Origin of the sequence: Dictyobacter kobayashii (assembly GCF_003967555.1) — a bacterium.
Lineage (GTDB): Bacteria > Chloroflexota > Ktedonobacteria > Ktedonobacterales > Ktedonobacteraceae > Dictyobacter > Dictyobacter kobayashii.
Genome location: NZ_BIFS01000002.1, coordinates 1,622,049 through 1,648,175, shown reverse-complemented (window position 1 = coordinate 1,648,175; position 26,127 = coordinate 1,622,049). Strand labels below are relative to the sequence as shown.

Annotated in this window: 18 protein-coding genes and 1 pseudogene; 12 read left to right on the top strand and 7 right to left on the bottom strand. The window is 49.1% G+C overall.

All coding sequences use genetic code 11. The features are described from left to right. Positions 1 to 5: 5 nt before the first annotated feature. Positions 6 to 596 (bottom strand): DoxX family protein, encoded by a 591-nt coding sequence (locus EL645_RS33670; RefSeq protein ID WP_126556833.1) that lies wholly within the window; start codon positions 594 to 596, stop codon positions 6 to 8. 105 nt (positions 597 to 701) lie between these two features. Then, a complete protein-coding gene (locus tag EL645_RS33665) occupies positions 702 to 1,589 on the bottom strand; it encodes a DMT family transporter (RefSeq protein WP_126556832.1) in 888 nt (295 codons plus the stop codon). A gap of 303 nt (positions 1,590 to 1,892) precedes the next feature. Between EL645_RS33665 and EL645_RS33660 the strand changes: the two are divergent. Beyond that, positions 1,893 to 2,956: pseudogene (locus EL645_RS33660) on the top strand (glycosyl hydrolase). 317 nt (positions 2,957 to 3,273) lie between these two features. Here the strand turns inward: EL645_RS33660 and EL645_RS33655 are convergent. After that, the gene (locus EL645_RS33655) at positions 3,274 to 4,440 is read right to left on the bottom strand and encodes a substrate-binding domain-containing protein (protein ID WP_126556831.1); all 1,167 of its coding nucleotides are present in this window, start codon (positions 4,438 to 4,440) and stop codon (positions 3,274 to 3,276) included. A 290-nt stretch (positions 4,441 to 4,730) separates the two neighbouring features. On the opposite strand from EL645_RS33655, the gene EL645_RS33650 reads away from it, so the two are divergent. Continuing rightward, the gene (locus EL645_RS33650; protein WP_126556830.1) at positions 4,731 to 5,057 is read left to right on the top strand and encodes a ChbG/HpnK family deacetylase; all 327 of its coding nucleotides are present in this window, start codon (positions 4,731 to 4,733) and stop codon (positions 5,055 to 5,057) included. Continuing rightward, positions 4,943 to 5,494, top strand: coding sequence for a ChbG/HpnK family deacetylase (locus EL645_RS33645; RefSeq protein WP_126556829.1), 552 nt, complete (start codon positions 4,943 to 4,945; stop codon positions 5,492 to 5,494). Before EL645_RS33650 ends, EL645_RS33645 begins: the two co-directional genes overlap by 115 nt. A 204-nt stretch (positions 5,495 to 5,698) precedes the next feature. Here the strand turns inward: EL645_RS33645 and EL645_RS33640 are convergent, their stop codons facing one another. Both EL645_RS33640 and EL645_RS33635 read right to left on the bottom strand, forming a co-directional pair. Beyond that, entirely contained in the window at positions 5,699 to 7,792 is a 2,094-nt protein-coding gene (locus EL645_RS33640) for a S9 family peptidase (protein ID WP_246035662.1), read from the bottom strand. 199 nt (positions 7,793 to 7,991) lie between these two features. Continuing rightward, positions 7,992 to 9,329 carry an MFS transporter gene (locus EL645_RS33635; protein WP_126556827.1) on the bottom strand — a complete coding sequence of 446 codons (1,338 nt, stop codon included), beginning with the start codon at positions 9,327 to 9,329 and terminating at the stop codon, positions 7,992 to 7,994. A 360-nt stretch (positions 9,330 to 9,689) separates the two neighbouring features. On the opposite strand from EL645_RS33635, the gene EL645_RS43390 reads away from it, so the two are divergent. The 3 genes from EL645_RS43390 (at position 9,690) to cysS (ending at position 14,093) form a co-directional block, all read left to right on the top strand. Further along, positions 9,690 to 10,451, top strand: a complete 762-nt coding sequence (locus EL645_RS43390; RefSeq protein ID WP_126556826.1) for a cation:proton antiporter domain-containing protein — start codon at positions 9,690 to 9,692, stop codon at positions 10,449 to 10,451. Beyond that, entirely contained in the window at positions 10,448 to 11,458 is a 1,011-nt protein-coding gene (locus EL645_RS44730) for an NAD-binding protein (RefSeq protein WP_281276446.1), read from the top strand. Before EL645_RS43390 ends, EL645_RS44730 begins: the two co-directional genes overlap by 4 nt. A gap of 226 nt (positions 11,459 to 11,684) precedes the next feature. Continuing rightward, positions 11,685 to 14,093 carry a cysteine--tRNA ligase gene (gene cysS / locus EL645_RS33620; RefSeq protein WP_126556824.1) on the top strand — a complete coding sequence of 803 codons (2,409 nt, stop codon included), beginning with the start codon at positions 11,685 to 11,687 and terminating at the stop codon, positions 14,091 to 14,093. Positions 14,094 to 14,226: 133 nt separating this feature from the next. Here the strand turns inward: cysS and EL645_RS33615 are convergent, their stop codons facing one another. Next, positions 14,227 to 15,366: an enolase C-terminal domain-like protein gene (locus tag EL645_RS33615; RefSeq protein WP_161977910.1), complete on the bottom strand. Its 1,140-nt coding sequence runs from the start codon at positions 15,364 to 15,366 to the stop codon at positions 14,227 to 14,229. A gap of 483 nt (positions 15,367 to 15,849) precedes the next feature. Between EL645_RS33615 and EL645_RS33610 the strand changes: the two genes are divergently transcribed. The 4 genes from EL645_RS33610 to EL645_RS33595 all read left to right on the top strand — a co-directional run bounded on the left by EL645_RS33610 (position 15,850) and on the right by EL645_RS33595 (position 21,007). Continuing rightward, complete coding sequence (locus EL645_RS33610; protein WP_126556822.1) at positions 15,850 to 16,449, top strand: hypothetical protein; 600 nt, start codon at positions 15,850 to 15,852, stop codon at positions 16,447 to 16,449. Positions 16,450 to 16,590: 141 nt separating this feature from the next. Further along, positions 16,591 to 18,687 (top strand): transketolase, encoded by a 2,097-nt coding sequence (tkt, locus tag EL645_RS33605; RefSeq protein WP_126556821.1) that lies wholly within the window; start codon positions 16,591 to 16,593, stop codon positions 18,685 to 18,687. A 427-nt stretch (positions 18,688 to 19,114) separates the two neighbouring features. Continuing rightward, a complete protein-coding gene (locus EL645_RS33600; protein ID WP_126556820.1) occupies positions 19,115 to 19,414 on the top strand; it encodes a GlsB/YeaQ/YmgE family stress response membrane protein in 300 nt (99 codons plus the stop codon). A gap of 492 nt (positions 19,415 to 19,906) precedes the next feature. Then, positions 19,907 to 21,007: a cellulase family glycosylhydrolase gene (locus tag EL645_RS33595; protein WP_126556819.1), complete on the top strand. Its 1,101-nt coding sequence runs from the start codon at positions 19,907 to 19,909 to the stop codon at positions 21,005 to 21,007. 65 nt (positions 21,008 to 21,072) lie between these two features. On the opposite strand, the gene glpK is transcribed toward EL645_RS33595, so the two are convergent. Continuing rightward, positions 21,073 to 22,575, bottom strand: coding sequence for a glycerol kinase GlpK (glpK, locus tag EL645_RS33590; protein ID WP_126556818.1), 1,503 nt, complete (start codon positions 22,573 to 22,575; stop codon positions 21,073 to 21,075). A gap of 482 nt (positions 22,576 to 23,057) precedes the next feature. Between glpK and EL645_RS33585 the strand changes: the two genes are divergently transcribed. Together EL645_RS33585 and EL645_RS33580 are read left to right on the top strand one after the other, a co-directional pair. Further along, positions 23,058 to 23,465 (top strand): VOC family protein, encoded by a 408-nt coding sequence (locus EL645_RS33585; protein WP_126556817.1) that lies wholly within the window; start codon positions 23,058 to 23,060, stop codon positions 23,463 to 23,465. 238 nt (positions 23,466 to 23,703) lie between these two features. Beyond that, a complete protein-coding gene (locus tag EL645_RS33580) occupies positions 23,704 to 26,127 on the top strand; it encodes a DUF2298 domain-containing protein (protein ID WP_126556816.1) in 2,424 nt (807 codons plus the stop codon).

The window sequence follows — 26,127 nt, the reverse complement described above, 5'->3', positions numbered from 1 at the left end:
CGTTCTTAAGCGGCTACGACCTGGGCTGAATCGGGCTTGCTATTAATCCCATAGATGACCATTCCTACGGCGGCTACGATAGCCAGGGCTGTCAGCTCTTCAGGCACTTCAATATCCAGCTCATTGTCCATTGACCAATTTCCAGGTCCAGCTATTGCCAGGGCCAGAGCAATCACAAGATCCGTGGCGGGTAACTCTGCACCACCTGCTGTGGCCCAGATAGGTTTGCCCCAATGTCCTTTGGCGATGGCCATACACATGGATGAAATGATCGCGATGGGACCCAGAGGATTGGCCAATCCAAGCATGGTGAGGGCTCCGCCGCCCAACTCGCCAATACCAGCGCTAAAAGCCCATAGCTTGCCTGGCTTTAAACCAAGAGACTCTAGCCAGCCAGCGGTTCCTTCCAGTCCGTAGCCTCCAAAGGATCCAAACAGTTTCTGCGCGCCATGGCCAACAAATAATCCGCCCACAAACAGGCGCAAAATAAGGGCCGCCAGATCATAGCTATGCTCTTCAACTTCATCGAAACTGTCAAGAAAGTCAGATTTAATATCGTGTACCTTGCGCTCAACCGGTTTTTCTAGAAATCCCATCGTGTACCTTGCCTCCTCAAGAAGTGCTATAAAAACAGCAAGCGATCTACGATAAGCACGCTCTACTAACCGGCGAAGAGACATCTATTTTCATCTACGCTGAAATCAGTTGCTCGCTTCACTGCCCAGGGCCAGGATCATACCACCTCCCAGGATGATGATGCCACCAATTATTTGCAACCAGCTAATGGAGTCATGTAATAAAATCATGGCAGCGGCAGTTGAAAAAATTGGTATTGTCTGCATCATTGCTGCGGCTTCCCAGGCTTTCAAAAACCGTAATCCTTCTTGCAGTGTTATATAGCCAATACAGAAGTTGGTGATGATGTAGACAGGCAGAACCCACAGTAATGTAGGGGTAATCGCAAAAGTGAAGGTATGTGGCTGTATAAATAGAAAAGGTAACAACACAATTGCACCTAGCAGGAGTCGCCAGAAATTCAATGGTAGGCTATGTGTTTTAACTGAAAGTTTTTTGGCAGGAATCATACCATAGCCAAGCCCTGCGGCACCCAGTACAATCAGCAGATCTCCCCAATTAAAGGCTTCCCATTGTGCGGCATCCAAATGTTTTAGAATTACGAATAAACTTCCAATTAGCAGCAACAATATGCCGCCAAAATGTTTCCAGACCAGTCGCTCATGTAGAAAGATAATGGCGCAGATGACGGTGACCAGTCCCTGCATCTGCAGCAAGAAACCACCTTTGATCGCGCTCGTCTGGGCTAACCCTGTCACAATGCATACCAGGGGTAGTGCGGTACCGATGGCTGAGAAAAGCAGTAGCTGGAGCCAGTCCGCCTTTCCTAACTGTAACCGGAGCGGTATTCTGGCCGCCATCAGAATCATACCTAACAATAGACCGCCGACAGCTAGATCCAAAAAAGAAACGAGTAACGGATGCATAGCGGTGGCTGCCATCTTCCCCAATACGGCACCTAAGCCAAACATACAAGAGGTCAATAACGTTAAAATAAAACCGCGCGCCTTCACATTGTCACCTTTCGATATCCTGAATATGAACACGTTTATGGCCACTAAATTTATAACAGATCAGATTATAACATGCGCCTTGTAAGCTGGATTGAACTATCAGATAGGATAAAAGGCACTTATCCACTGCCCAAATGACCAGTCGACATGCTTCTCTATAATAGGCATAGGAATAAATTAGTTTGCATAGCCGTAAATAAAGGAACGTGTTTGTACATGTAATGCCGCTTAGATAAGACTTATGTCGCTTAAAGCCTGGAACAATTGAAAGGATGAGTGCATATAATGAATATGTATCTGGTAATGGAAAAAGAATTGCTGGTGCTGCGGGAAAAACATGGAGAGTGGCAGGCTGAAACAACGCTGGTTGGCATGCAGCCAACATGTCTGGCCTTTGATCCGTTTCAACCAGAGCGGCTTTATTGCGGTACCTTTGGTCGTGGTCTTTGGAGAAGCCTGGATGCTGGCACTTCCTGGCAACCTATTGGTGATGTCGGTGGAGCGCTGGATGTATTCCATGATAATGGTATTCCTCATGCACAAATTACGTCTGTGGCGGTCAGTTCAACCGAACAGGCGGGACCTTACGGAGTGGTCTATGCGGGCACTGAACCGGCTTCCCTTTATCGCTCTGAGGATGGTGGGAAGAGTTGGCAGGATTTAAAAAAGCTGCGTGATTTGCCTTCCGCGCCGGATTGGAGCTTTCCACCTCGTCCATACACTAACCATGTGCGATGGATTACTCCTGATCCATTGGTTGCCGGTCGCCTCTTCGTTGCGGTTGAGGCTGGCGCGCTGATCCGTAGTTTTGATGGCGGTCAGACATGGGAGGATCGTCAGCCAGGGGGTCCATTGGACACACATACGCTGGTGATGCATCGCCAGGCACCCGATCGCCTTTATTCGGCCGCCGGCGATGGCTTTGGCAGGATGCATGGCCGCGCGACCCATGGCTATAACGAGAGCCTGGATGCTGGCACCACCTGGAGATATCCCGATGCAGGATTAGAGCACCTTATCTCTGGAGTGTGGCAGTAGATGCTGCTGATCCTGATACGATTCTCATCTCCGCCGCACCAGGACCTGGCGAAGCCCATCATGGACGCTCACAGGCGCTCTCGTTCATTTATCGCAAACAGGGTGATGCTCCCTGGCAGCCTGTCGGTACAGGATTACCTGAGCCACGCGGTACGGTGATCCCGGTTCTGGTCAGCCATCCTGACCACGCTGGCCATTTCTATACTTTAACCAATCAGGGACTTTACGCCTCAACGGATACAGGACTACACTGGCAAAAGCTCGCTATCCCGTGGCAACCAATATACCAGCAACAACATCAGCAAGCCCTGGTCATTAGCGAGCTTTAATTTATTCAATCACTAAGTAGAGCACCAAAGGCGCTCAAGAAGTTTTCTTATGTAGTGTAAAAAAGCTCGGGCGCTCCCGCACCCTACACTTGTTTGTGATATGATGTGAAAAATGTGATATTTATATTTTTCACATCATATCACAAACAAATTATAATTTTTCATGCTTAAGAAGCTCGTGCAGAATTTCTCATGTTGGTGTAAAAAGCGCGCAATGCGCGCTTTTTACACCAACATGAGAAAACAAGTGCGGACGCGTAGCGCACGCCCACACAGGAGCGATATACTCCCCATAAACATGAGAAGCTGACACTCTGTCACAAATACAGGCGTGGCCGAATATTAACCACTATATCGCCAGATCCAAAGCCTTTGCTGATGGCAGTATCCAACGAAGCATACATGCCCCGTACTATATCAGCCGCATCCACTTCGACCCTGGCCATATACTTGGTGCGGCCAAATAAAATTGGGGACCCGGCATTGCTATATGTCACAACTTTAATGTCTTCTCCCACCTGGATACCTAACTCTTCCAGAGCAACCAGGGCTCCAGAAGTCATCATATCATCAGAAATATATAGTCCATCAGGCCTGTGCTCATTAAAAGTTGCGAACATTTCTCGCGCCAGCAAATAGCCTTGCTCCTGATAAATCATAGTTCGAATAGTGGTAGGCGGTAAATTAGCGGTACGGAAAAACTCGGGATAGAGCGGTAATTGTTGCTCGGTAACTACCTCCTTGAACTGAGTCAGGAGCGATTGCGCGAAGTCTGAGGGTGGACCATTGGGAACAGCAGCCCAACAGGCGATCTTCCTACAGCCTTGCTGGGCCAACGCCTGAATAGCCAGGCGTGCCCCCTCTTTGTAGTCAACCTGCACCATCACATCCCCACCACCAGCAAAAACAACATGTGGAATCGATATCAGCGGCTGATAATCTTCAGTGCGCGTATTTAGTCCTACGAGCAGACAGCCATCGGCCTGCGATGAGTTTAACAGGGCAATATATTCATCTGGTAAAGATTGGCCAGGCTGGAGGCACAAAAAATGAAATTGATACTGCTCACTCTTGAAGGCCGCGTTTTGCTCCGCCTCTTGTAGAAGTTGGACCCACAATAATGACCAGAAAGGCGATTGACCAACATTTGTCATCATTGAGACATTAAAGATGATATGGATGGTACGTCGATCAATACTGTCAGTGACAAAGATACCCTGGCGTTCCTTACGGCTTAACATCCTTTCGCTCTCTAATAAATCTAGTGCGGCAGTCAAGGTTGCACTAGATGTTTGAAACAATATGCAGAGCTCACGAATGGTCGGTAACTGGCTTCCAGCCCCTATCTCTAAAGCCAGAGCATGCAATTTCTGGCGCACCAGTTCAACTTTGGCATTCGCCCTTTTCGTTGTAGCCTGGCGCAGCTGCTTCGGTGTGACCACCTGGATCGAATCAGCATTTTTAATAATTTTTTCTAGCTCCATACTGTTTTCTCTTTTTCTCGCTCAAATCCTTCTCTGTTCTAAAACAATAATAATTATAATACTCAGGCATGTCAAGCTTCGCGCCCATATTATACGCACCATGAACAGTCATCGAGCTTACCTATAATAAAACTATTTGCCGAAAACACTGCTTTTATGCTGCATTTATGAAAAAAGCTTGACAAAATCAGGGTTTCACATTACGCTCTGTTTTAGAACAGAAAAACATGAGTCTATTGATGCCCTGCCATTATAAACTATTTTTTTCTTGATATGAATAGGAGATTTTAATGCTGGATCGCAAAGGAATACATCTGATCACACGAGGTGACGATATGGGAGCTTTTCAGGCAGGCAATCAGGCTATTATAAATGCCTATAAACATGGAATTTTACGCAATGCTTCTATTATGATGCCCGCACCTTATTTACATGAGGCTATAGAGCTGGCTAAGGGAGAGCCGGGCCTCTGCCTGGGCTTACATATCACGTTAACCTCTGAGTGGGATGTGCCGCGCTGGGGCCCTCTCTCTCCCCAGAAAAGGTTCCATCTCTGCTGGATCGGCATGGCTGTTTCTTACGTACAACCCATGAAATTTTTGAGCGCGGGGTGGTGATGGATGAATTGATGTATGAAGCGCGGACCCAGTTGCGTTATGCTCGTAAGTTGGGCCTGGATATCCGCTATATCGACGAACATATGGGCATAGGCTGGCTATTTAACGAGACTGAGCAGCGAAATTTTTCCGAGGCCTTGCGCGTATGGGCGATGCAAGAAGGCCTGGTCTGGCATGAAAGCATACCACTCAAACCCCTTTTCTGCAGCTCAGCCACTGAATTGCAGATCCGTTTACAAACCCTGACCACAGGCAATTATTTATTAATCACACATCCAGCTTACGATAATGAAGAGATGCGCCAGGTTGGCAGTAGAGATAATCCGCTGGGTGTGGTCGCCCGGGCAAGAGAGATGGATCTCCGTATGCTCTGTGATCCTGGAGTGCGGCAAATTATTCGTGAGCGTAATATCTTGCTCTCCCGCTATGACGATTAAACATCAAACAGACAGCATACAGGCTTTGCCGGCAGCATGCTGTCTGTTTGATGTTTAATGTCATGCCATTCAATCGTATGAGCGTAGCTGCCTGACAGGCGCTCTTGTTTGCTCGCTGCTGCTCAAGTTGAATGGCTGAGCCAGTGGCAGCGGAGCTAGCCGCGTCCAAGCGGCGTTTACGATTGCTATTGAAATAGTATGCCATTAGTCCTCTGGCTGACCACCGAGGTAAGTATTAAACCATTCGATTGTTTTTTCCCAGGCTAGAGGATACTGGCTGGGCTTTTCAGATCCACCATGCCAGCTGGCTGGCATGCGTATAAATTCGACTGGCGCTTTACCAATCGTCTTCAGGGCCACGTAAAATTGTTCGGATTGCTCGATGGGACAACGCAAATCGTCCTCACCGTGGATAATCAAGGTTGGGGTTGTGACATTGGTGACGGAAGAGATCGGTGAGCGCTCTCGATAGTAATCCTGTCTCTCAATGTCCCATGGATAACCCTTAGATTGCCAGCTTAGCCAGAAACCTAGATCTGATGTACCCACAAAGCTCTGTAAGTTGGAGACGCTGGCCGTTGGCACGGCTGCCTTGAAACGATCGCTATGACCAACAATAAACATGGTCATGTAGCCGCCATAACTGCTTCCCATTACCCCCAGCCGCTCGGGATCAACACTACCACGCCGGATACATTCATCAACCCCCAGCATGATATCCTGAAAATCCATTCCGCCCCAATCTCCTAATCCTGACTGCAAGAATTTCTCTCCATAACTAGTGCTTCCATGCGGATTACAGAAGAAGATAGCGTATCCCTGTGCTGCCAGAGATTGACTCAAAGGATCCAGAATATTGCCAATGCCATAAGCGCTGTTCGGTCCACCATGGATGCGTACGATTAATGGATAGCGCACACCTGGACGTGCCCCTACGGGTTGTATCAACCACCCTTCAATCTCGTCGCCCTGCGCTCCCGTATAAGTCACGCGTTCAGCCTGTCCCCAGTGTCTCTCAGCGACCCATTGATCGTAGAGATGGGTTAAACGTTTGGCTTCCCCACTGCCTTGTTCAGCTGGGAGTGACACGCAATAAAGTTCCCATGGGTGCTCTGCCGTCTCTTGCGCGTACAAGAGCCTCTGTCCATCGGGGAGGAGCGCCAGGTAGCGGATAATTTCTGTCCCACTGCTGATTTGTGCAATTGAGCGCCAGACCACATCTAGCCGGTAGATATGTGCACATCCAGACTGTGAGGCCAGGAAATAAATGCTTTGTCCATCATTACTCCATTGAGGACGGTAAGGACCAGGAACGCCATAGGTGCTGGATACTGTAATATTGGCATCGTAGGCAAAATCTGGACTGATACATAGGGTGCGATCGCCTACATTGCCCTGGCGTGTCACCAGATAGAGGCGGGCCAGCTTCAGGTCGCTGAATGGCCGTGTTTCCGCTGCTACCACAACAGCAGCCCGGCTGTCGGGAGCCCAGGCATAGGTTGAGATTTCCAGGTTGCCTTCGGTCAAACGGCGCGCTTCAGTACTCTCTACATTGATTATCCAGAGGTCTGGAGTAAAGGCTTCCTCTTGCTCCCCTAACTGGCGTAAAATACTAATTTCCTGGCTATCGGGGGTCCACTGCGGCTGGAAATATGTATGATCACCTGAAGTCAGGCGGCGAATATGGGCCGCATCCACGTTGGAAACGCTCGTTTCAGGGGCGGGCATCACAAATAAGTGGCTGACACGATCAAATAGTCCAACCCCATCCAACCGATACCAGAGCTTATTGATGGTACGTAGACGTAAACGTTGTTGCTCGGCCTGCTTTTTTTTACTTTCCTCGTCCAGCGACTTACGGCCCAATAATATATCATCCTCAACATCAGAAACAGTGGGAGCCGTAAACGCAATCTGCTTCCCATCTGGCGACCAGGCGGCTTCCCCTACACCATACAGCAGGTTGGTCAGCTTGCGAGCCTCTCCACCGTCAGTATCAATCAACCACAGTTGACTTCCATCCTCACGATTAGATTTGAAGAGAAGCTTTCTGCTATCCGGAGACCAGATGGGATGGCTGTCGCTTTTGAGTCCGCTGGTCAATTGCCGTGGTTCGGCTAACGCTTCGCCGTTTTCGTCCAACAGCAGCAGAAAAATGGTATTGAAGGTGTCGTTTTTCTCTTTATCCTGCCTGCTTATTACAAAGGCCACGCGTCTACCATCAGGTGAGAGCGTAACCTCACCCAGACTTTTCGTGGACCACCAATCCTCCAGCCTCCATTTATGTGGCGTCGTCATTAGCATTGCCTTTCATCAATAGAGCAACATATACATAACTACATAAAAGAAATCAGACTTTTCTCTCGCTTATAACTTTGCATACACTCTATTAAGTGCATGCGCAGCAAAATATTGTCAAGCAATAGTAAATGGTCGAAAAATCTGGACGCTCGCGGGTAAGTGTCCAGATTTTTCGACCATTTACACGTTTAAAGCGTTAACCTACGCGGCTCCTGTCATCAGCGCCGGTCGCTACATTGACTTTTTCTACCAGGTTCTCAGGTTCGGGAATCTGTTCGATCCGTCCCAGCAAAAACAGGAAGGAGATGATACCAAGGATAAGGATGGCACCAGCCACCAGGAAATTGGCGGCAAAGGATTTGGTGGCTTGAAGGATATAGCCGGCAACGATGGGTGCGGCGATACCGGCTAGATTTCCCAGCAGATTCATAATACTACCCACAGAGCCAACCGTTCCTTTGGGCGCGATCAGGGATGGGATACTCCAGGCGACAGGGGCCGCAAAGGCCAGGCCACCCAGCGCGATGCTGATCCAGATCGTGGCAACAGTAGCATCAGTGGTGAATGCAGCCCCGATAACGGCCAGGCCTAGCAACATGCCGATAGTAACAACGGTACGCCTCACCCTGGTATTATCGTGCCCCTGCGCAATCAGTCTATCTACCAGGACACCACCAATAAAGATATCGGTCAAAGTGGCGATAAACCAGGGAATTACCGTATACCATCCACTGGTCAGGACCGACATATGAAGCGTTTTCTGGAGATAGCCGGGCAGCCAGGTCAGGAATAGATAGAAGGAATAATTATAGGCCGCAAAACCCAGGGCTAATCCCCAGACCTTCTTCTGTTTAAAGAGATACCAGAAAGTGGCCCAACCACCTGCTGCTGGTACGATCTTCTCTTCTTGCGCTCCACCCTCTTTGATATAGCCGGCTTCTTCGGCCGATAATTGCCTGGAATCGCTGGGGTCTCGATAGAGCAGCCAGAAGATAATACCATAGACTAAACTGATCAAGGCTGTTACATAAAAAGCTGCTCGCCAGCCATAAGCGGTGACGACAAAGGCAATCAAAGGAGCGCCAATTACGGATGAGAATTTGGCCGCGGCATCAAATGCCGAGGTGGCCAGGCCGCGTTCTTTGACCGGGAACCAGTATCCAGTGGCTTTAGATGATCCGGGGAAGGCCGGGGCTTCACCAATACCGAGCAATAGACGACAAAGTAGAATCAGTCCAAATCCACTCACCACGGCAGTTAAAAATGTAGCAATCGTCCAGATAATTGAGCCAATACGGATCAGCCATTTGACGCCAAAACGATCCAGCCAGGCGCCAACAGGTAGCTGTAACACAGCATAGGAGATCAAAAAGGATGATAGAACATAACCAATCTGTGCGTCACTGAGGTGAAACTCTTTTTGCAAACTTACGGTGGTTACTGAGAGGTTAACGCGATCTAAATAGTTAATCACTACTCCAACACCGAGTAGGATCGCCATCCACCAGCGCACATTGCCAACGCGCTTCTGCATGCTAGACCTCCATTGGGCTATCTTATCTATATCAGGTATACAAAATCAGGTATACAAATTACACGTTTTTGGCAGCATAATTCGATGTGGAGATGAAGGCATTTTCTAGTGTAATAAACAATTTCGCTCTTTTGCTGTAATTATCATACTGGCGGGCTCGAAAGCTTCATTTGCACCTGTCAGGTTAATCATGTGCTATACTATACTTACATAGCCTCATTACTTTGCTTTTTGTCAATAAAAACCACAGATCCTTGTATATTCCTCTTGTAGCTTTCACACCTGCAACAGTCATTTTTTGACTAAGATAGCATCTCCGCATATTGAACTGCTAGCATAGATAGAGAAGGAGCAAATTTAATGCAAGACTTGCCAATTCTGGTGAATATTACGGTTGCTTTGATCGCTGCGTTCGCTGGTGGGATGATTGCTCGCTACTTAAAAATGCCAACCATGGTTGGTTATTTGTTGGGTGGTGTGGTGATCGGCCCTTTTACCCCGGGTTATACCGGGGACACAAAAACAATTCACCAATTGGCAGAACTGGGGATCGTCTTTCTCATGTTTGGCGTTGGCTTGCATTTCTCGCTCCGTGATTTATGGGCGGTGCGCCGTATCGCGTTTCCCGGTGCCTTGCTCCAACTGGTTATCCTGGCACCACTGGTGACGCTGGTAATCTCACGCTGGGGCTGGTCGTTCCCGAGTGCCCTCTTGATTGGCCTGGCGGTCCCGATCGCTACCAGTACGGTGGTGATGTTGCGCAATTTAATGGACCAGGGACTACTCAATACCTCGGAGGGCAAGGCCGTTATCGGTTGGCTGGTACTGGAAGATTTGATTACGGTGCTGATTCTGGTGCTCATTCCTACCCTATCATCCCATGCCTCGGGACCTGTCTGGCAGACAATTGGACTCGCCCTTTTGAAGGCGGCAGCTTTTGCTACCATTATGCTGATCGCTGGTACGCGCTTGATTCCTGCCGTTCTACGCCGACTCTCTTTTACTGGTTCACGCGAACTATTTATTGTCGCCACTATGCTGGTCACCCTGGGAACGGCACTGGGGCCTCGGCCTTCTTTGGCGTCTCTCTTGCGCTGGGCGCGTTCCTGGCTGGTGCGGTGATCAATGAATCCACTTTAAGTCAGCAGGTAGAGAATGAGATTCTGCCTTTCCGCGAGACCTTTACGGTGCTTTTCTTTGTCTCAATTGGGATGCTGGTCAATCCGCTCCACTTGCTCGGACATTTATGGGAGATCGCAGTCCTGGCGCTGATTATTATTGTGGGTAAATCTGTGCTGACCTTGCTGCTGGGTATTGGTTTAAAGTGGCCGGCACGTACTACGCTGGTAATGGCGGCGGGACGCGGTCAGATCGGTGAATTCGCCTTTATTCTGGGCGAGACAGGGATGGCTTTAGAGTTGCTAACCAGCGAGCAGTATTCGGTCCTTCTGGCCAGCGCGATTGTCTCGATCATCGTCAATCCTTTCGTGTTTCAGACCTTACCTCTGACGGAGAAACTACTGCGTAAGGCTCCCACACTCTGGTCACGCATGGAGCAGCAACCAGAGCTTATCTCTAGCGATGCTACCTATGGCGATCATGTAGTGATTGTCGGATTTGGACGGGTCGGCGAACACATTATCCGTGTGCTTGGTCTGCTCCATATCCCGCGCCTGGTGGTTGAGCTCAATGTGCAACGCATCAATGCACTGGACAAGAAGCATATCCCCACTCTCTATGGCGATGTGGCCAATTCTAATATCCTGGCCCATGCTCAGGTTGATAAAGCACGCGCGGTCGTGGTGACGATCCCGGATGAGACGGCGGCCGAGATCGCCGTTACCCATATTCGCCGCCTATCGCCTGGGGTACCAATTATTGTGAGGGCGACCACCCAGCAAGGCCTACATCGCCTTGTGGCCCGGGGAGCCACCTTCGTGATTCAACCAGAATTGGAGGGCGGCCTGGAAATTGTGCAGCAAACGCTGTCGGTATTGGATTTTCCGAAGGCGGAGATCCGTGAATATACTGATAGTGTGCGCAGCGATCATTACGATACACTTAATCTCACAGAGGCAGAACAGCACGCCCTGGAACAGATACAGGCGAGTCGGAAAAGCGGTACATAATCATTCCGGCATTTAGTCCGCCAGCCACCCTTACATAATTGTCAGACAGGCTACCCATTTTCCGATCATAGCACCTCTTATCAATTAAAGATGCTATGATCGGTTGAATATGCTATGCCTTGACAATAACTGAACCACAATCATAATATAAAGTATTGCACCTTCTTTCATATCATCAATTACCCACATAGTAGCCCATTTTTCAATGTAAAGGACGACAAGATAGATGGTTATGAAAATTTATAACACCCTGACCAGACAAATTGAAGAGATCGTTCCTCTTGAACCCGGTATTATAAAGATGTACTCCTGCGGTCCAACTGTCTATCGCAATATCCATATTGGCAATCTTCGTACCTTTACTATGGCCGACTGGCTGCGCCGCGCATTTGAGTATCGTGGCTACCAGGTGCTGCATGTGAAAAATATTACCGATGTCGGGCATATGCGCCAGGAAATGTTGGATCGAGGCGAGGATAAGATCATTGCCCAGGCTCGTAAAGAGGGGAAGACATCGGCCCAGATCGCGCACTTCTATACCGAGTCCTTTTTAGATGATGAGGCCAGCCTGCATATTTTGCCCGCCCATATCTTTCCACGGGCCACGCAGCATGTTTCTGAAATGATTATGATCATTCAGCGTCTGCTGGAAAAAGGAATGGCTTACGCGGCCGGGGGCAATGTTTACTACGATACGCAGAAGTTTGCGGATTATGGGAAGCTCTCGGGCAATGAGGTGGAGAATATGGTGGCGGTCAATAATGAGGCCATCGATCCTAATCGTCGCCATCAGGAGGATTTCGCGCTCTGGAAGTTGGCTGAAGAGGGGCGCGAAATGGCCTGGGATAGCCCCTGGGGACGTGGTTTTCCGGGCTGGCATATCGAGTGTAGCGCGATGTCGATGAAATATCTGGGTGAACATTTTGATATCCATACCGGCGGTGTGGATAACATTTTCCCGCACCATGAGGATGAGATTGCGCAGAGTGAGGGCTACTCGGGCGGTCCTTTCGTCAATTATTGGATTCATGCTCAACATCTGCTGGCCGATGGCCAGAAAATGGCGAAGTCGACCGGCAATGCCTATATTCGTACAGAGATTGAGCAGCGGGGATTTGATCCACTGGCACTGCGTATGTTCTATACTACGGCGCTCTATCGGAGCCGTTTGAACTTTACTTTCCGTGCGCTACAGTCCTCTCAGGTCGCCTTGCTACGCTTGCGCAATCTGGCCTATCAATTATTTTTGCGGGCCGATCAGGGCCAGCTGCGCGATCATGTGCGTCCTACGCATACCCATTGGGATGATGAGTTTTTGCAGGCAGTTGAGGATGATTTGAATATGCCGCGGGCAATGGCGATTATCTGGCAGCTGCTACGTTCAACGCAGGATGATCCTACAGCGAAAATTGGCCTGTTGCTGGATTTTGATCGCATCCTGGGTTTTGATCTCTATAACTATTTATTTAGTGCTGCTCCTCGCCAGGCCTGCGATCCACAATTCTCCCTCTCAACCGTGCCTGACAAGGTGAAAGCTACGGTCTTGCAGCGCGAGCAGTTGCGCCAGCACAATGATTATACCCGGGCTGATCAACTACGCCAGCAAATCAATCAGTCCGGCTATGCTACACGCGATAGCCGCGCTGGTACCCTGGTCGTGCCGCGCCGCCTGGAAGATGAGTTTCATGTTCTCTCCAGTGCCCGCGATGTAGCTGATGACAGCCTCAAAGCTGATCTCTACGATTTTTCGATCAACCTGCTGGCCCATAATAATCGCGCGGATCTGGAGCGCTGTATTCAGAGTATCTGTTGCCATGCAGGCGATCAGAAACTGGAGATTCTGGTAGTTGAGAATGGCTCAACCGATGATACCCTGACCTATCTGCAGCAACTGGCACGCCAGCAGCACTCGCCAGGGGATCAGGATAACGCTGTGTCGATCAAGGTGCTTTTTGTGGATCATAATATGGGCTTTGGCGCGGGCAGAAATGCTACGTTACGGGCCAGTCGTGGCAAGTATATCGTCTTGTTGGACACCTCTATCGAGCTCAAAGACCAGGAGATCTGGTCGCTCCTGCGTAATACACTGGATGATCCCAATGTAGGTCTGGCCGGCCCTTATGGGTTAGTAACCACGGACCTCAAAGAATTTGCCGAGGCCGCCGGTCCCGATGTGGATGCTATTGAAGGCTACTGCATGGCTTTCCGCCGCGCGTTGCTGCATGAGGTAGGCTGGCTTAACGAGAAATTCCGCTTCTATCGCCTGGCCGATGTCTATTATAGCTTTATGTTTAAAACATCAGGCTACCGCGTAGTAACTATCCCACAATTGCAGGATCTTGTCATTAAACATCCCCATCGCGAATGGTACAGCCTGAGCGAGGAAGAGCAACGCACAAAAAGTAAAAAGAATTACGATATCTTCCGTACGCGCTGGCATCATGGCCAGAGCTTGCTGACCGCTAATTATCAACCAGCGCAACGTTGGCTCGGCCACGATCACCCCCACCATCTAGAGGGCTCCCACACCCATCCAGTTGAGGAGCTACCCGCCCCGGGAGTGATGCACAGCCATAAACACCAGCACTGGCCCGATCATGATCATGAGCACCCTCACTACCATACCAAAAGCTAGCAATTTATATCGCACCGATAACGGCAGGGCTACTAATCAGCGCGCTGGTTAGTAGCCCTGCTGCTCGTCAGTAGCTGTACTTTACTCTGCCTGTTTGCCTTGCTAGTAACCGCGCGCCCTCATGGTCGTTAACTTATAAGCGCAAGGCGAAGCCAGCTTCATCTCTGGCCTGGCTAAAAAGCGCATCATCTAGAGTCAGGCCAAAACCTGGCGTGTGGGGGACATGTACCAGGCCTTCCTGGAGACTATACCCGGGTGCGTCCAGACCAGGGGTGGTGGCTTCATCCCATTCGAGATAGAGAAAGTTCTGCAAGGCTCCAGCCAGGTGGGCCCCTACATAGTTTCCATAATGCGTTCCATAGTGATGGGGTGCTACGCGCGCTCCCCAGCGATCTAGCTGGCTGGCAGTGGCCAACCAGGAGGTGAAACCATGGCTGAACAGGTCATACTGGATTACGTCGATCAAGCCGATACGCGCCCATTCCAGCAAATGTGGATCGGCGCTTCCCTCTCCATCACTGATCAAGGTTGGCAGTTGGCGAGCTTCAAACCATTCCCGCAAGTCCTCATATAAAATGGCGTCTTCGTGGAAGGGTTCTTCGATCCAGAAGATATTATCCTGCGCCGTCTCCTGTAAAATGTGCTTGATAATATTTAAATTGTAGCCGTTGTTGGCATCCAACATAATTGGTAGATCAGGTCCAATCTCTTTACGCACCGCGTGCACAATAGCGATATCGCGCTGGATACCTTGTTCCAGCGGCATATGCCGTGCGCCACGTCCAATCTTGATTTTAAACGCACGGTGGCCGCGCTCGTAACCTTCACGCGCCTCGCGGGCAATCAATTGGGCTCCTTCGACATTATCAGCAGCGTGCAGGTCGTCCATATAGAGCGAGGTATCATAGCAGGGAACGCGTAAGGGCTCGGTAACCTTTACACCTGTCAGTCCTGCTGCCATTATATACACTGGCTGCTTTCGGCGCTGTCCGGCCAGATCCCACAGTGCATAATCAAAGCTTTGCCAGGGAATGGCTGTTCCATGCTTTGCGTCAAATACATCATTAAAGCGGCGGCCAAGTAAGCCTGCCGCCTTCTCTTCATCGGTATGGGCGAGCCCAAAACCACTTGTGCCATCTTCAGTGGTCAGGCGTACCAATGGTACACGTACATTGCTCCCATGAGCATCCAGGCGTGCATTACTCCCCACCATTCTGGGACGCTTTCCCTCCAATGGACCCCATTCAATCGCGACAATGCGTGGATTTTCCATGATTGTGTCCCTCTCAAACTTTAACATAGCTCTGTACAGCATCAGTCATAGTATAAATGTAGCTATAACCACAGCTTACCATATCCGACTGTGCACTCTCATTACTATCATACAAGCAACAATTTTTATTGAGCATGCTTGCATTTTTATGCCTTTCTCGATCCCTGTACCTACGTTTTCGCACCTTCGGTGCTCGAATATTTTTTATAAGGAGATGTCACCAGTGCGCGGGCGCACTGGTGACATCTCCTTATAAAAACAGCTCGGGCGCGCATGCGCACGTCCGCAAAGGCGTGTGCCACAATAAGGTTGCACCATTCAATTATAATAGAATAGCTCTGAACAACGTTCTTGTTTTTCACTGCCTGTGTCGATAATAGGTAGGTAAGATTTTAGTTTTGGCAAAGCACACATAGTTCATTTTCAACTTGCATCTCCCATATATCATATGTCGTCAGGCTATTTCCTTGGAGTTCAGATGCTATGCAAAAGATGGTACACTACCTGGTCCTCTCTACATTGTGGGTATGCGCCTTTTCCGTTGATCTTACAGCTTGCGGAACACCTTCCACCCACCATGTCTCAAATAAAGCGCAAACGACCTTGACGCGGTCCATTTCGATTACGGATGGCTTTATGCCACATACCGGGGATGGCTATACGATTATTTACCCGGATAGCTGGAAATTCAGTGCCAATACCACCAATACAGGTGGCTATGTAGGAGATTCTTTTATTGAGCCCACTAATGGCTACATCTTTCATGTTTATCCCAGCCAGGATCAAACATCGGCCGCGACCATCCTGAATCATCTATTAACCAGCGATATGCATAGCCATCTGCTGCCGGTCGCCGCGACGATTACGATCAATGGCGTCGTCTGGCAGCAGGGGAAGGCATTGACCACAAATCTGGTGACAGGCAAGCCGATGGAAATAATGGGGTGGGTGGCAAAAAATGCGGTCGCACCCCAGCGTATTCCTTACTTTGTGCTGCATGCCGATGGGGACCCGGGCTTATTCGAGCAGTATAGTAGTAAGTATTTCATGCCTATGCTGCGCTCTTTTCAGTTCACCGGATAGCCAGGCAGCTCTTTCTCTCAGCCAGGAAATCCACCCTCATATTCCATCCTTTGGGGGAAGTTAAGTGACGCCTTCGTTCATGATACTGTCTAAGGCACTTCTCTGGTTAGTAACCCATGCATAATACGGAGAAAGAGAATTATGACAACCACAACGAAGACGAACATCGATCAATTGTGCATCAATACGATCCGTACCCTTTCAATGGATGCGGTGCAGGCCGCCAAATCTGGACATCCAGGTACACCAATGGCCTTAGCTCCTGTCGCTTATTGCCTGTGGCAAAAATATTTACGCTACTCACCAGAGGACCCGATCTGGCCCAATCGAGATCGTTTTGTGCTGTCAAATGGTCATGCTTCGATGCTGCTCTATAGTTTGCTGCACCTGGTGGGCGTGAAGGCGGTGAATCCACGCTATGAGCGGCTCGGTGTGCCCGCGGTGACACTCGATGATATCAAACATTTCCGTGAATTGAATAGTAAGTGTCCGGGCCATCCTGAATACCGTTGGACCTCAGGTGTCGAGACTACCACGGGTCCTCTGGGACAAGGCGTCTCAAATAGTGTAGGGATGGCGATTGCCAGTAAGTGGCAGGCCCAATACTTTAATCGCCCCAACTTTGAACTGTTTAATTTTGATGTCTATGCCATTTGTGGAGATGGCTGCTTGATGGAGGGTATTAGTAGTGAGGCGGCCTCCCTGGCCGGGCATTTGAAACTTTCAAACCTGTGCTGGATTTATGATAATAACCATATTACGATTGAAGGTAACACCTCACTGACTTTTAGCGATGATGTGGCCACGCGCTTCCTCTCATATGGCTGGAATGTGACGCGTGTGGGGGATGCCAATGATCTGGAGATGCTTTCACGGGCCTTCGATGTCTTTAAAGCAACCGATGATCGTCCAACGATGATTATTGTGGATAGCCACATTGGCTATGGGGCTCCCCATAAACAGGATACCAGCGCTGCCCATGGCGAACCGCTTGGCGAGGAAGAGATCAGGTTGACCAAGATGCGCTATGGTTGGCCACCAGATGCTAAGTTTCTGGTGCCCGAGGGTGTCTATGAGCATTTTAAGGAAGAGATAGGGAAACGTGGCAATCAGTTGGAGCAGGATTGGTATCATCTCTTTGATGAATATAAGAAGAGCTATCCTGAACTGGCAGATAATCTAGATAAGATGCAGCATCGCCAGTTACCGGCTGGCTGGGATAAGGATCTACCTACGTTTCCACCTGATCCGGTGGGTATTGCGTCTCGTAAGTCTTCAGGACAGGTGTTGAATGCGATCGCGAAAAATGTTCCCTGGTTGCTTGGCGGGGCCGCTGACCTGGCGCCTTCCACCAATACGCGCTTAACTTTTGAAGGTGCGGGCGATTTCGAGGCGGATAATTATGGGGGCCGCAACTTCCATTTTGGGGTGCGCGAACATGCGATGTGCGCCATCGTTAATGGTATGTCACTCTCTAAGTTACGTCCCTATGCCGCTGGCTTCTTCATCTTTACCGATTATTGTCGTGCCGCCATTCGCTTGAGCGCGATCATGGAGATTCCAGTCATCTACATCTTTACCCATGACTCGATCAGCGTGGGTCAGGATGGGCCCACGCACCAGCCAATCGAACAACTGGCTTCGCTACGGGCCATGCCTGGCATGATTACTATCCGTCCCGCCGATGCCAACGAAGTGGTTGAGGCCTGGAAGGTTATTATGCCTCTGCACCACGAGCCGGTCGTGCTGGTGCTCTCACGACAGGAATTGCCCACCTTTGATCGCACCAAATATGGATCTGCGGCTGGCGTAGCAAAGGGAGCCTATGTGCTGGCTGATGCGCCTGGGGGTAAACCAGATGTACTCTTACTGGCAACTGGTAGCGAGGTCCAACTCTGCGTCAAAGCCTACGAGCAATTGATCGCTGAAGGCATCAAAGCTCGTGTTGTCAGCATGCCATCCTGGGAACTCTACGAAGCCCAGAGCCAGGAATATAAAGACAGTGTTTTGCCTCCTAACGTAACCGCGCGCGTCTCAGTAGAAGCAGGCTCCACAATTGGCTGGGCCCACTATGTAGGCATGAATGGAACCGTCATGGGCATGAAATCCTTTGGCACCTCAGCACCTCTGGATATGGTACTACAACACTTTGAATTTACCCCAGAAAATATCATCAAGTCCGCCAAAGCGCAGCTTGCCCGTGTCCAAAATCCAACCCCAGGAGCACAAAAAGAATAGCACAAACACCCTTCCCCTAACATAAAGGGCTGCCGAGGCCGGGTCACCTCGACAGCCCTTTTTATCATCCTCTTTTTACGCACCTACGATCCTTTTTATCACACTTATTTCCTTTTGTATCGTGTTGTGCAGAAATTGTGCATTGCACAATTTCTGCACAACACGATACAAAGATGTGGGCGCGTCAGCGCCCGCACACAAAAAATCACTTAAGGTATTATCAGCAAACACCCCAACTAGATTAGAAAACTTAAAGCAAATTTAGGAAATGATTAATATCCCCTTATACGCCAAAAATGTGTATCCCTTTCCATTTCTGTAACCGTATAATACTCAGAACGGAGAAACGAAATAAAGTTCTCCAAACCTGAATAATCTTTAAATAACGCTAAATTAGTTTCCGGAATTAAAGAAGGAGATACGAAACATGTTTGCTGCTACAACACTTGCAATTGCTGCTATTGACCTTGGTGGACTCGTCTGGTGGCTGCTGGTCGGTCTAATCGCTGGTGCACTGGCTGGTCTGGTCATGCGTGGCGGTGGCTACGGTATCGTTGGCGACATCATCGTTGGTCTCGTAGGCGCTCTGGTTGGTGGTTTCCTGGCTAGCCTGGTTGGTCTGGGTTCATACGGTTTCATTGGCACAACCATCATCGCTTTCATCGGCGCTTGTGTCTTCATCGCTATCCTGCGCGCTGTTACTGGTAGCACACGCCGCCGCGTATAACTTCTATACGCAGACAGCTCAACGGACATAAGATTAATGTCTAGTCACCCTTAATGGGTTTACATAAATGGAGGGCCCTCTTAATGAGGATGGCCCTCTATTTATGTTTTTGTGTCCCCCATATTATGGCTATCCATCCCTCTGCTCCCCCATCCAAACGTCGGTTGCATTACGAAAATATTTGTTATTTTAACCGGATTATTTCGCTATAAAAACAGATCTAAGCATATTTCCGCTGTACCTATCTACAACTACCCTCTCACGATAAAAATTTGCCCCTTATATGCTATAAAAATCATATACAAACAAAAAAACCTTGACAATTGAAATATTTGACTTTAATCTTTAAAGCAGTAGCCATAATAACCGGATATTCACTAATTATTTTTCATAAAAATACTGGTGTTTACCGGATATTCACTATCCGCAGCACTGCTGCTCGCAACCCTATTTGTAATGGATTAAGTATCGTCATTGAGGATGAATTGAACGATGAGAAAAACTCTTTTTCGCGGGACCTTTCTCTTATTGTGCACACTGCTGTTCAGTGCACTGCCAGGGTTAAGTAATGTTGCTCAGGCAAAGTCAATTACCCCCACCAGTACTGTACGCGATATTTTTAATTTGCATGTACAGGGCAATCAACTCGTCAATGCTCAGGGACAATCCTTGCGGCTGCTGGGTGTTAACCGTTCGGGAACCGAGTATAAGTGCATCAATAATGCTGGGATCTTCGATGGGCCGTCCGATGCTGCTTCGGTTGATGCCATCGCCAGCTGGCATGTTAATGCGGTCCGCGTTCCGCTGAATGAAGATTGTTGGCTGGGTATTAATGGTGTACAGCCTGCTTATGGTGGTATCAATTACCAGATAGCTATTGTTAAGTACGTGCTCTTGCTCAATTCGCGCGGCATCATCCCTATTCTGGATCTGCATTGGACGGCTCCAGGCACCACGATCGCGATTGGACAGAAAGCGATGACCGACGCGGATCATTCTGTGGCTTTCTGGAAGTCGGTTGCCAGTATCTTTAAGTACGACAGATCTGTCATCTTCGATCTTTTTAATGAGCCTTATGTGAGTAATTGGGACTGTTGGACACATGGGAGTACCGCTCCTTCAACCGCTCCATGTAGCGATGTCGATTTTGTGGTAGCTGGTATGCAGAGCCTGGTCGATGCGGTCCGCTCTACGGGTGCGCAAAATGTCATTATGCTATCAGGCATTGGCTATGCCAACTGGGTCGGTGGCTGGCTGGATGCTATGCCTGCTGATCCACAGCATAATCTGATGGCTTCAGCCCACATCTATAACTTCTCTGGCTGTAAAGATCCCACCTGCTACGATCAGATTATTGGCCCGGTAGCCGCTAAGGTTCCGGTGGTCTTCGGTGAACTTGGTGAAAATGATTGTCAGCATGGTTTTGTCGATACTGCTATGAACTGGGCTGATCAAAATGGTGTCGGCTACCTGGGTTGGGCCTGGGATACTTACGATTGTAGCTCATTCCCATCCTTGATTAGCGATTACAATGGAACCCCAACTGCCTTTGGAGTAGGCTTTAAAGATCATCTTCAAGCTGAAAATCAATAGCATAGCATAACCAAAAACAGGAGCTGGTGATTGAATTGCAATCACCAGCTCCTGTTTTTGGTTACTTATTTTTCCCAGCGCAGGGAGCGCTCAACCGCGCGTTTCCAATTCGTATAGTTGTGGTCGCGCTGATCTTCGCTCATCTGGGGCTCAAAGGTGCGATCAATAGCCCAGTATTCAGCTACTTCCTGCATGCTGGCCCAGAAGCCAACGGCCAGACCTGCTAGATAGGCGGCGCCGAGCGCAGTGGTTTCAGCCACCTGTGGTCTCTGGACCGGTACGCCCAGGATATCTGCCTGGAACTGCATGAGCAGATTGTTGGCGACTGCGCCACCGTCTACACGCAGGGCTTTAAGATGGGTGCCGCTGTCGGCGACCATAGCTTCCAGTACATCGCGTGTCTGATAGCACATGGATTCCAGGGTTGCGCGTGCGATATGACCAATCGATGAACCACGTGTCAGGCCAACAATTGTGCCACGGGCATACGGGTCCCAATGAGGTGCGCCCAGACCAACAAAAGCTGGTACGAGATAGACTCCGCCATTATCTTTTTCGGTTGCAGCCAGAGCTTCAACTTCAACACTGCTTTGTATGGCTCTTAAACCGTCGCGTAGCCATTGTACAGCCGCCCCGGTGATAAAGATGCTACCTTCCAGAGCATAGGTGATTTCTGCATGCGCTGGATCTCCCAGTCCCCAGGCGATGGTGGTTAGCAGACCATTTTTCGAAGGCACAGCTTTGGAACCGGTATTCATTAGCATAAAGCTACCAGTGCCATAGGTGTTCTTGGCCATACCAACTTCGTAACAGGCCTGACCAAAGGTCGCGGCCTGCTGATCTCCAGCAATGCCGGCCATTTTGATCGGACCACCAAAGAACTCGGGATCGGTCTCCCCATAGACAGCGCTGGATGGCATGACGGTTGGTAACATGGAGCGTGGCACGCCTAACTCATTGAGCAGCACATCATCCCATTCGCCAGTGTGAATATTAAAGAGCAGTGTGCGCGATGCGTTGGTATAGTCGGTCACATGGATGCGACCCTTGGAGAGACGCCACAGTAAGAAGGTATCGACTGTACCAAATAGCAGTTCGCCGCGCTCGGCCTTCTCGCGGGCTCCTGCGACATTGTCGAGAATCCATTTAACTTTAGTGCCTGAGAAATAAGCATCGGTTACCAGGCCTGTCCGTTCGCGGATCTCTTTGTCGAAGCCTTTAGCCGTAAGTTCGTCACAGATCTGAGCGGTTAAGCGGCTCTGCCATACAATAGCATTAAATACTGGCTTTCCAGTGGCTTTCTCCCACACCAGAGCGGTTTCGCGCTGATTAGTGATACCTAAAGCTGCGATATCAGCAGCCGAGGCGTTGGCTTTTTGCATGACTTCTTGTGCCACGGCCAACTGGCTGGACCAGATCGCTTCGGGATCGTGTTCTACCAATCCAGGAGCCGGGTAGATCTGGGGAAATTCTTGCTGCGCCACACTGACAATTGATCCACCATGATCAAAAAGAATTGCGCGTGAACTGGTTGTGCCCTGGTCCAATGCTAAAATGTATCTGGCCATTATAACCCTCTTTCTAAAGAGCGTATCTTTCTACGCCCTTCTCAACAACAGTGTACTGGTAAATGCAGGCAACAACGTCTTCACCTACCTACTAAAAAGACTGTTCTTATGCTCGTTTGATAAAAAATAACCAGGCCATCCATTCAGGCTTTAGTTATTATCAAACTCAGCACCTACTATAGTATATCAACATTGCTCGTTATATACCAAATAAAAATGTTACCAATCAGGGCTTTTTTAGGTTTCTCTTTGGCGCCGGGTTGGGTGTGTGGGGTGGTGGGCGGCTGCGGCCGCCCACCACCCCACTCCACAATATGTGTACCATTAGCTTGAAATGCTTGAAATTATATTTCCGTTTTTTTGTTATAAGGCGAGAATATAGAAAGCGGATAGCATGTTATCTCAATAACATGCTCACACTGCCTTACATATAGCGTGACGTGGGTAAGTTATTACAACAACTATTTTAGGAGAAGAGAAACATGATTGAACATGTCAGTGTCATTACCCTGATCGTACATGACCAGTATGAGGCGCTCCGCTTCTATACGGAGAAACTGGGCCTGGAAAAACGCATGGATATTCCCTACGGAGAGCATGGGCGCTGGATCACGATTGCACCTCGCGGCGATCAGTCTCTACAAATTGTTTTGCAAGGAATTGATTGGTTCGAAGGCGAAGAACGCGCTCGCAAAGAGGCCCAGGTAGGCCAGAATCCAACGCTAGTCTTTGCCGTAGATAATTGTCAGCAAACCTATGAGGAACTATTGGGTCGTGGCCTGGAGTTCACCCAACCACCGACCAATAGTGGCTGGGGCATTCAAGCCACTACCAAAGATTTATATGGCAATACACTGGTACTGGCCGAATATCCTAAACACCAACAATAGGCGTTAATAATAAAAAAAGAGCTATCTTATATTTCTAAAAAATGAAAATTCATTTTTTAGAAATATAAGATAGCCAAAAGCCCTACTTCAAACATTGCCTCATCCAAAGAACAACAGAATATGATAAAGTTTATATAAAGCAGAGAACATCCCAAAGCAAATCATAAACCGGTTTACAGATCATAGAACAGCTAAGTCCGTAATCAGGACGCACATTCTTTTGTAGAGATGAGTATATATGTTTGAGTTATTTCAGATGTGGGCACTGGTAGAAGTTCTTGGCATTATCTTTCTACCACTCACGGTAACGGTTTTTCGCAATATCCCCGATCGGGGTTGGGCCTGGAGCAAAGCCCTGGCGGTCTTCGTGACCTCCTTTTGCGTCTGGTGGCCCTTGATGGTGATACAGGTTCTACCTTTCGATAGAATCTTTATTCTAGCGGTGGTTTTATTACTACTGGCATTGAATATTATTGGCTTCCTGCGTACACGCCAGACCATCTTACGTATGATGCGCTCCAATCTCACATATATTATTGCAACCGAGGTGGTTTTCCTGGTTATGGTTGCAGTGTTAGGCTGGCTGCGTTCCTATGGGCCTGATATCCACTCTTATGAGATGTTTATGGATGAAGGTTTTCTGGCTTCAATTATGCGCAGTCAGCATTTTCCACCCTCCGATATGTGGTATGCCGGTTATTCGATCAACTACTATTACTATGCTCACTACAATATTGCCATGCTTGCTAAACTACTGGGCCAGATTCCCTCGGTGGCCTTTAACACAGGCATCAGCATGTTGTATGGTCTGACCGCCGTTAGCCTGTTTGGCGTGACGAGCAATCTAATCTCCTGGTCGCATCAACTGCGGCGGCAAAAACATATGGAGAGTGAGCCTTCGCTTGAGCAGCCAGAGAAGCCCATTTATGCCACCTCGAATGCTTTACGCGTTGGTATCCCCTTTGGCTTGATCACGGTTTTCATGGCTTTGATGATGGGCAATCTTGCCTCGGCCTTTCAGTGGCTTCACGATCGCACCGGCCCAAATGGCTATGACTGGTTTAATCCCTCACGTATCATTCCACGTACGATTAATGAGTTTCCTGCCTTTAGCTTCTTGCTCTCCGATTTTCATGCCCATGTGCTTTCACTGGCCTTTACCATTATGGCGATTGGCCTGGCCTTAAATCTGCTGCTGGAACAGAAGGGCGAGGGCATCTTCATCTATGGCCGGGGCTGGCGTCTACCGTTAACCCTGGGGGTCAGTGCCCTATCCCTGGGCGGGCTCTTCGTGATGAATGGTTGGGATCTGCCAACATATATGGGCCTGGCTATTGTGTGTATTGGCATTCAGCAATGGCTCCAACATGGACGGCGTTGGAGTTGGAAGCTGGCCCTCGATATTATTGTGGCCTCGTTAGCATTGGCGGCTCTGGCCATTCTACTATTCTTGCCCTTTCACCTCAGCTTCATTTCCCCATCCCAGGGCATCGGTATTGCCTCTTTACAAGAACGCTCATCTCTGCGTGATGAATTGCTGATCTATGCGCTGTTTGCCTTTGTCTTCCTCTCTTTGCTCTTTAGTGATATCGTCACTCGTAATTTTAAATTCACGCCTCCCGCTTCGGAAGCAGAAACAAACGCGGCAGGTGATGAAGAGGGCCAGGCAGGTAGCTATCTTTCCTGGACCTTTATTGGTACGATGACGGGCCTGGGGTTTATCGCCATTGGCCTGGCCTGCCAGTTTATTAGTCCTCCCAATGTGACGCTATTCATTACGTTGGGTATTACCATTACGGCCTGTGTCATAATCCTACAAAAGATAGATGATCGCGCGCATGCCTTTGCGCTTTTACTGGGTGCTGTGGCCTTCGCCTTGATCGCGGGTTGTGAAGTCGTTTTCTTGCGCGATGTCTTTGTGGATAGCAATCCACGTATGAATAGTGTCTTCAAATTCTACTTCCAGGCCTGGATCTTACTCTCCATCGCCTGTGGGGCTGGCTTCTACTATCTACAGGAGAATTTCCATATTAACGAGCGCATCAAAAGTTCAGTGCGCTACGTTTTGACAGGCGGTAAGATCGTCTGGAGCGCGGTCTTGCTGGTACTGGTGCTGGCGGGTTCCATCTATCCCATTGTCGCTCCCTACTATCGCTTTGTGCGCTTCGATCCCACCACGCGCCAGACTGGTATGTTCCGTACTAATAGTCTGGATGGCTTGAACTATCTGCAAAACGATCCCGCCTTCTCCGGCGACTATGATGCGATTCGCTGGCTAAACTCGCATATCTCAGGCACGCCGGTTATCGTGGAGGCCGTGGGCGATGATTATACTGGCTATGCTCGTGTCTCAGCTTTAACTGGACTTCCCACTATTATGGGCTGGGTTGGACACGAATATCAGTGGCGGGTACAATGGTTTAATCGTAGTGATGCTAATGCAGCCGACTTTAATAGTCGCAAGGATGAGGTAAGCCAGATCTATTCTGATCCTAATCAGCAAAATGTGCTGAGCACGATGGCTCGCTATCATGTTCAGTACATCTATGTTGGAGCATTGGAGCGTAGTACCTACCCCAAAGCGAATCTGACACGCTTTGCCTCGTTTATGCAGATTGTTTATCAGACCAACGATGTAACAATCTATAAAGTCAAATCCTAG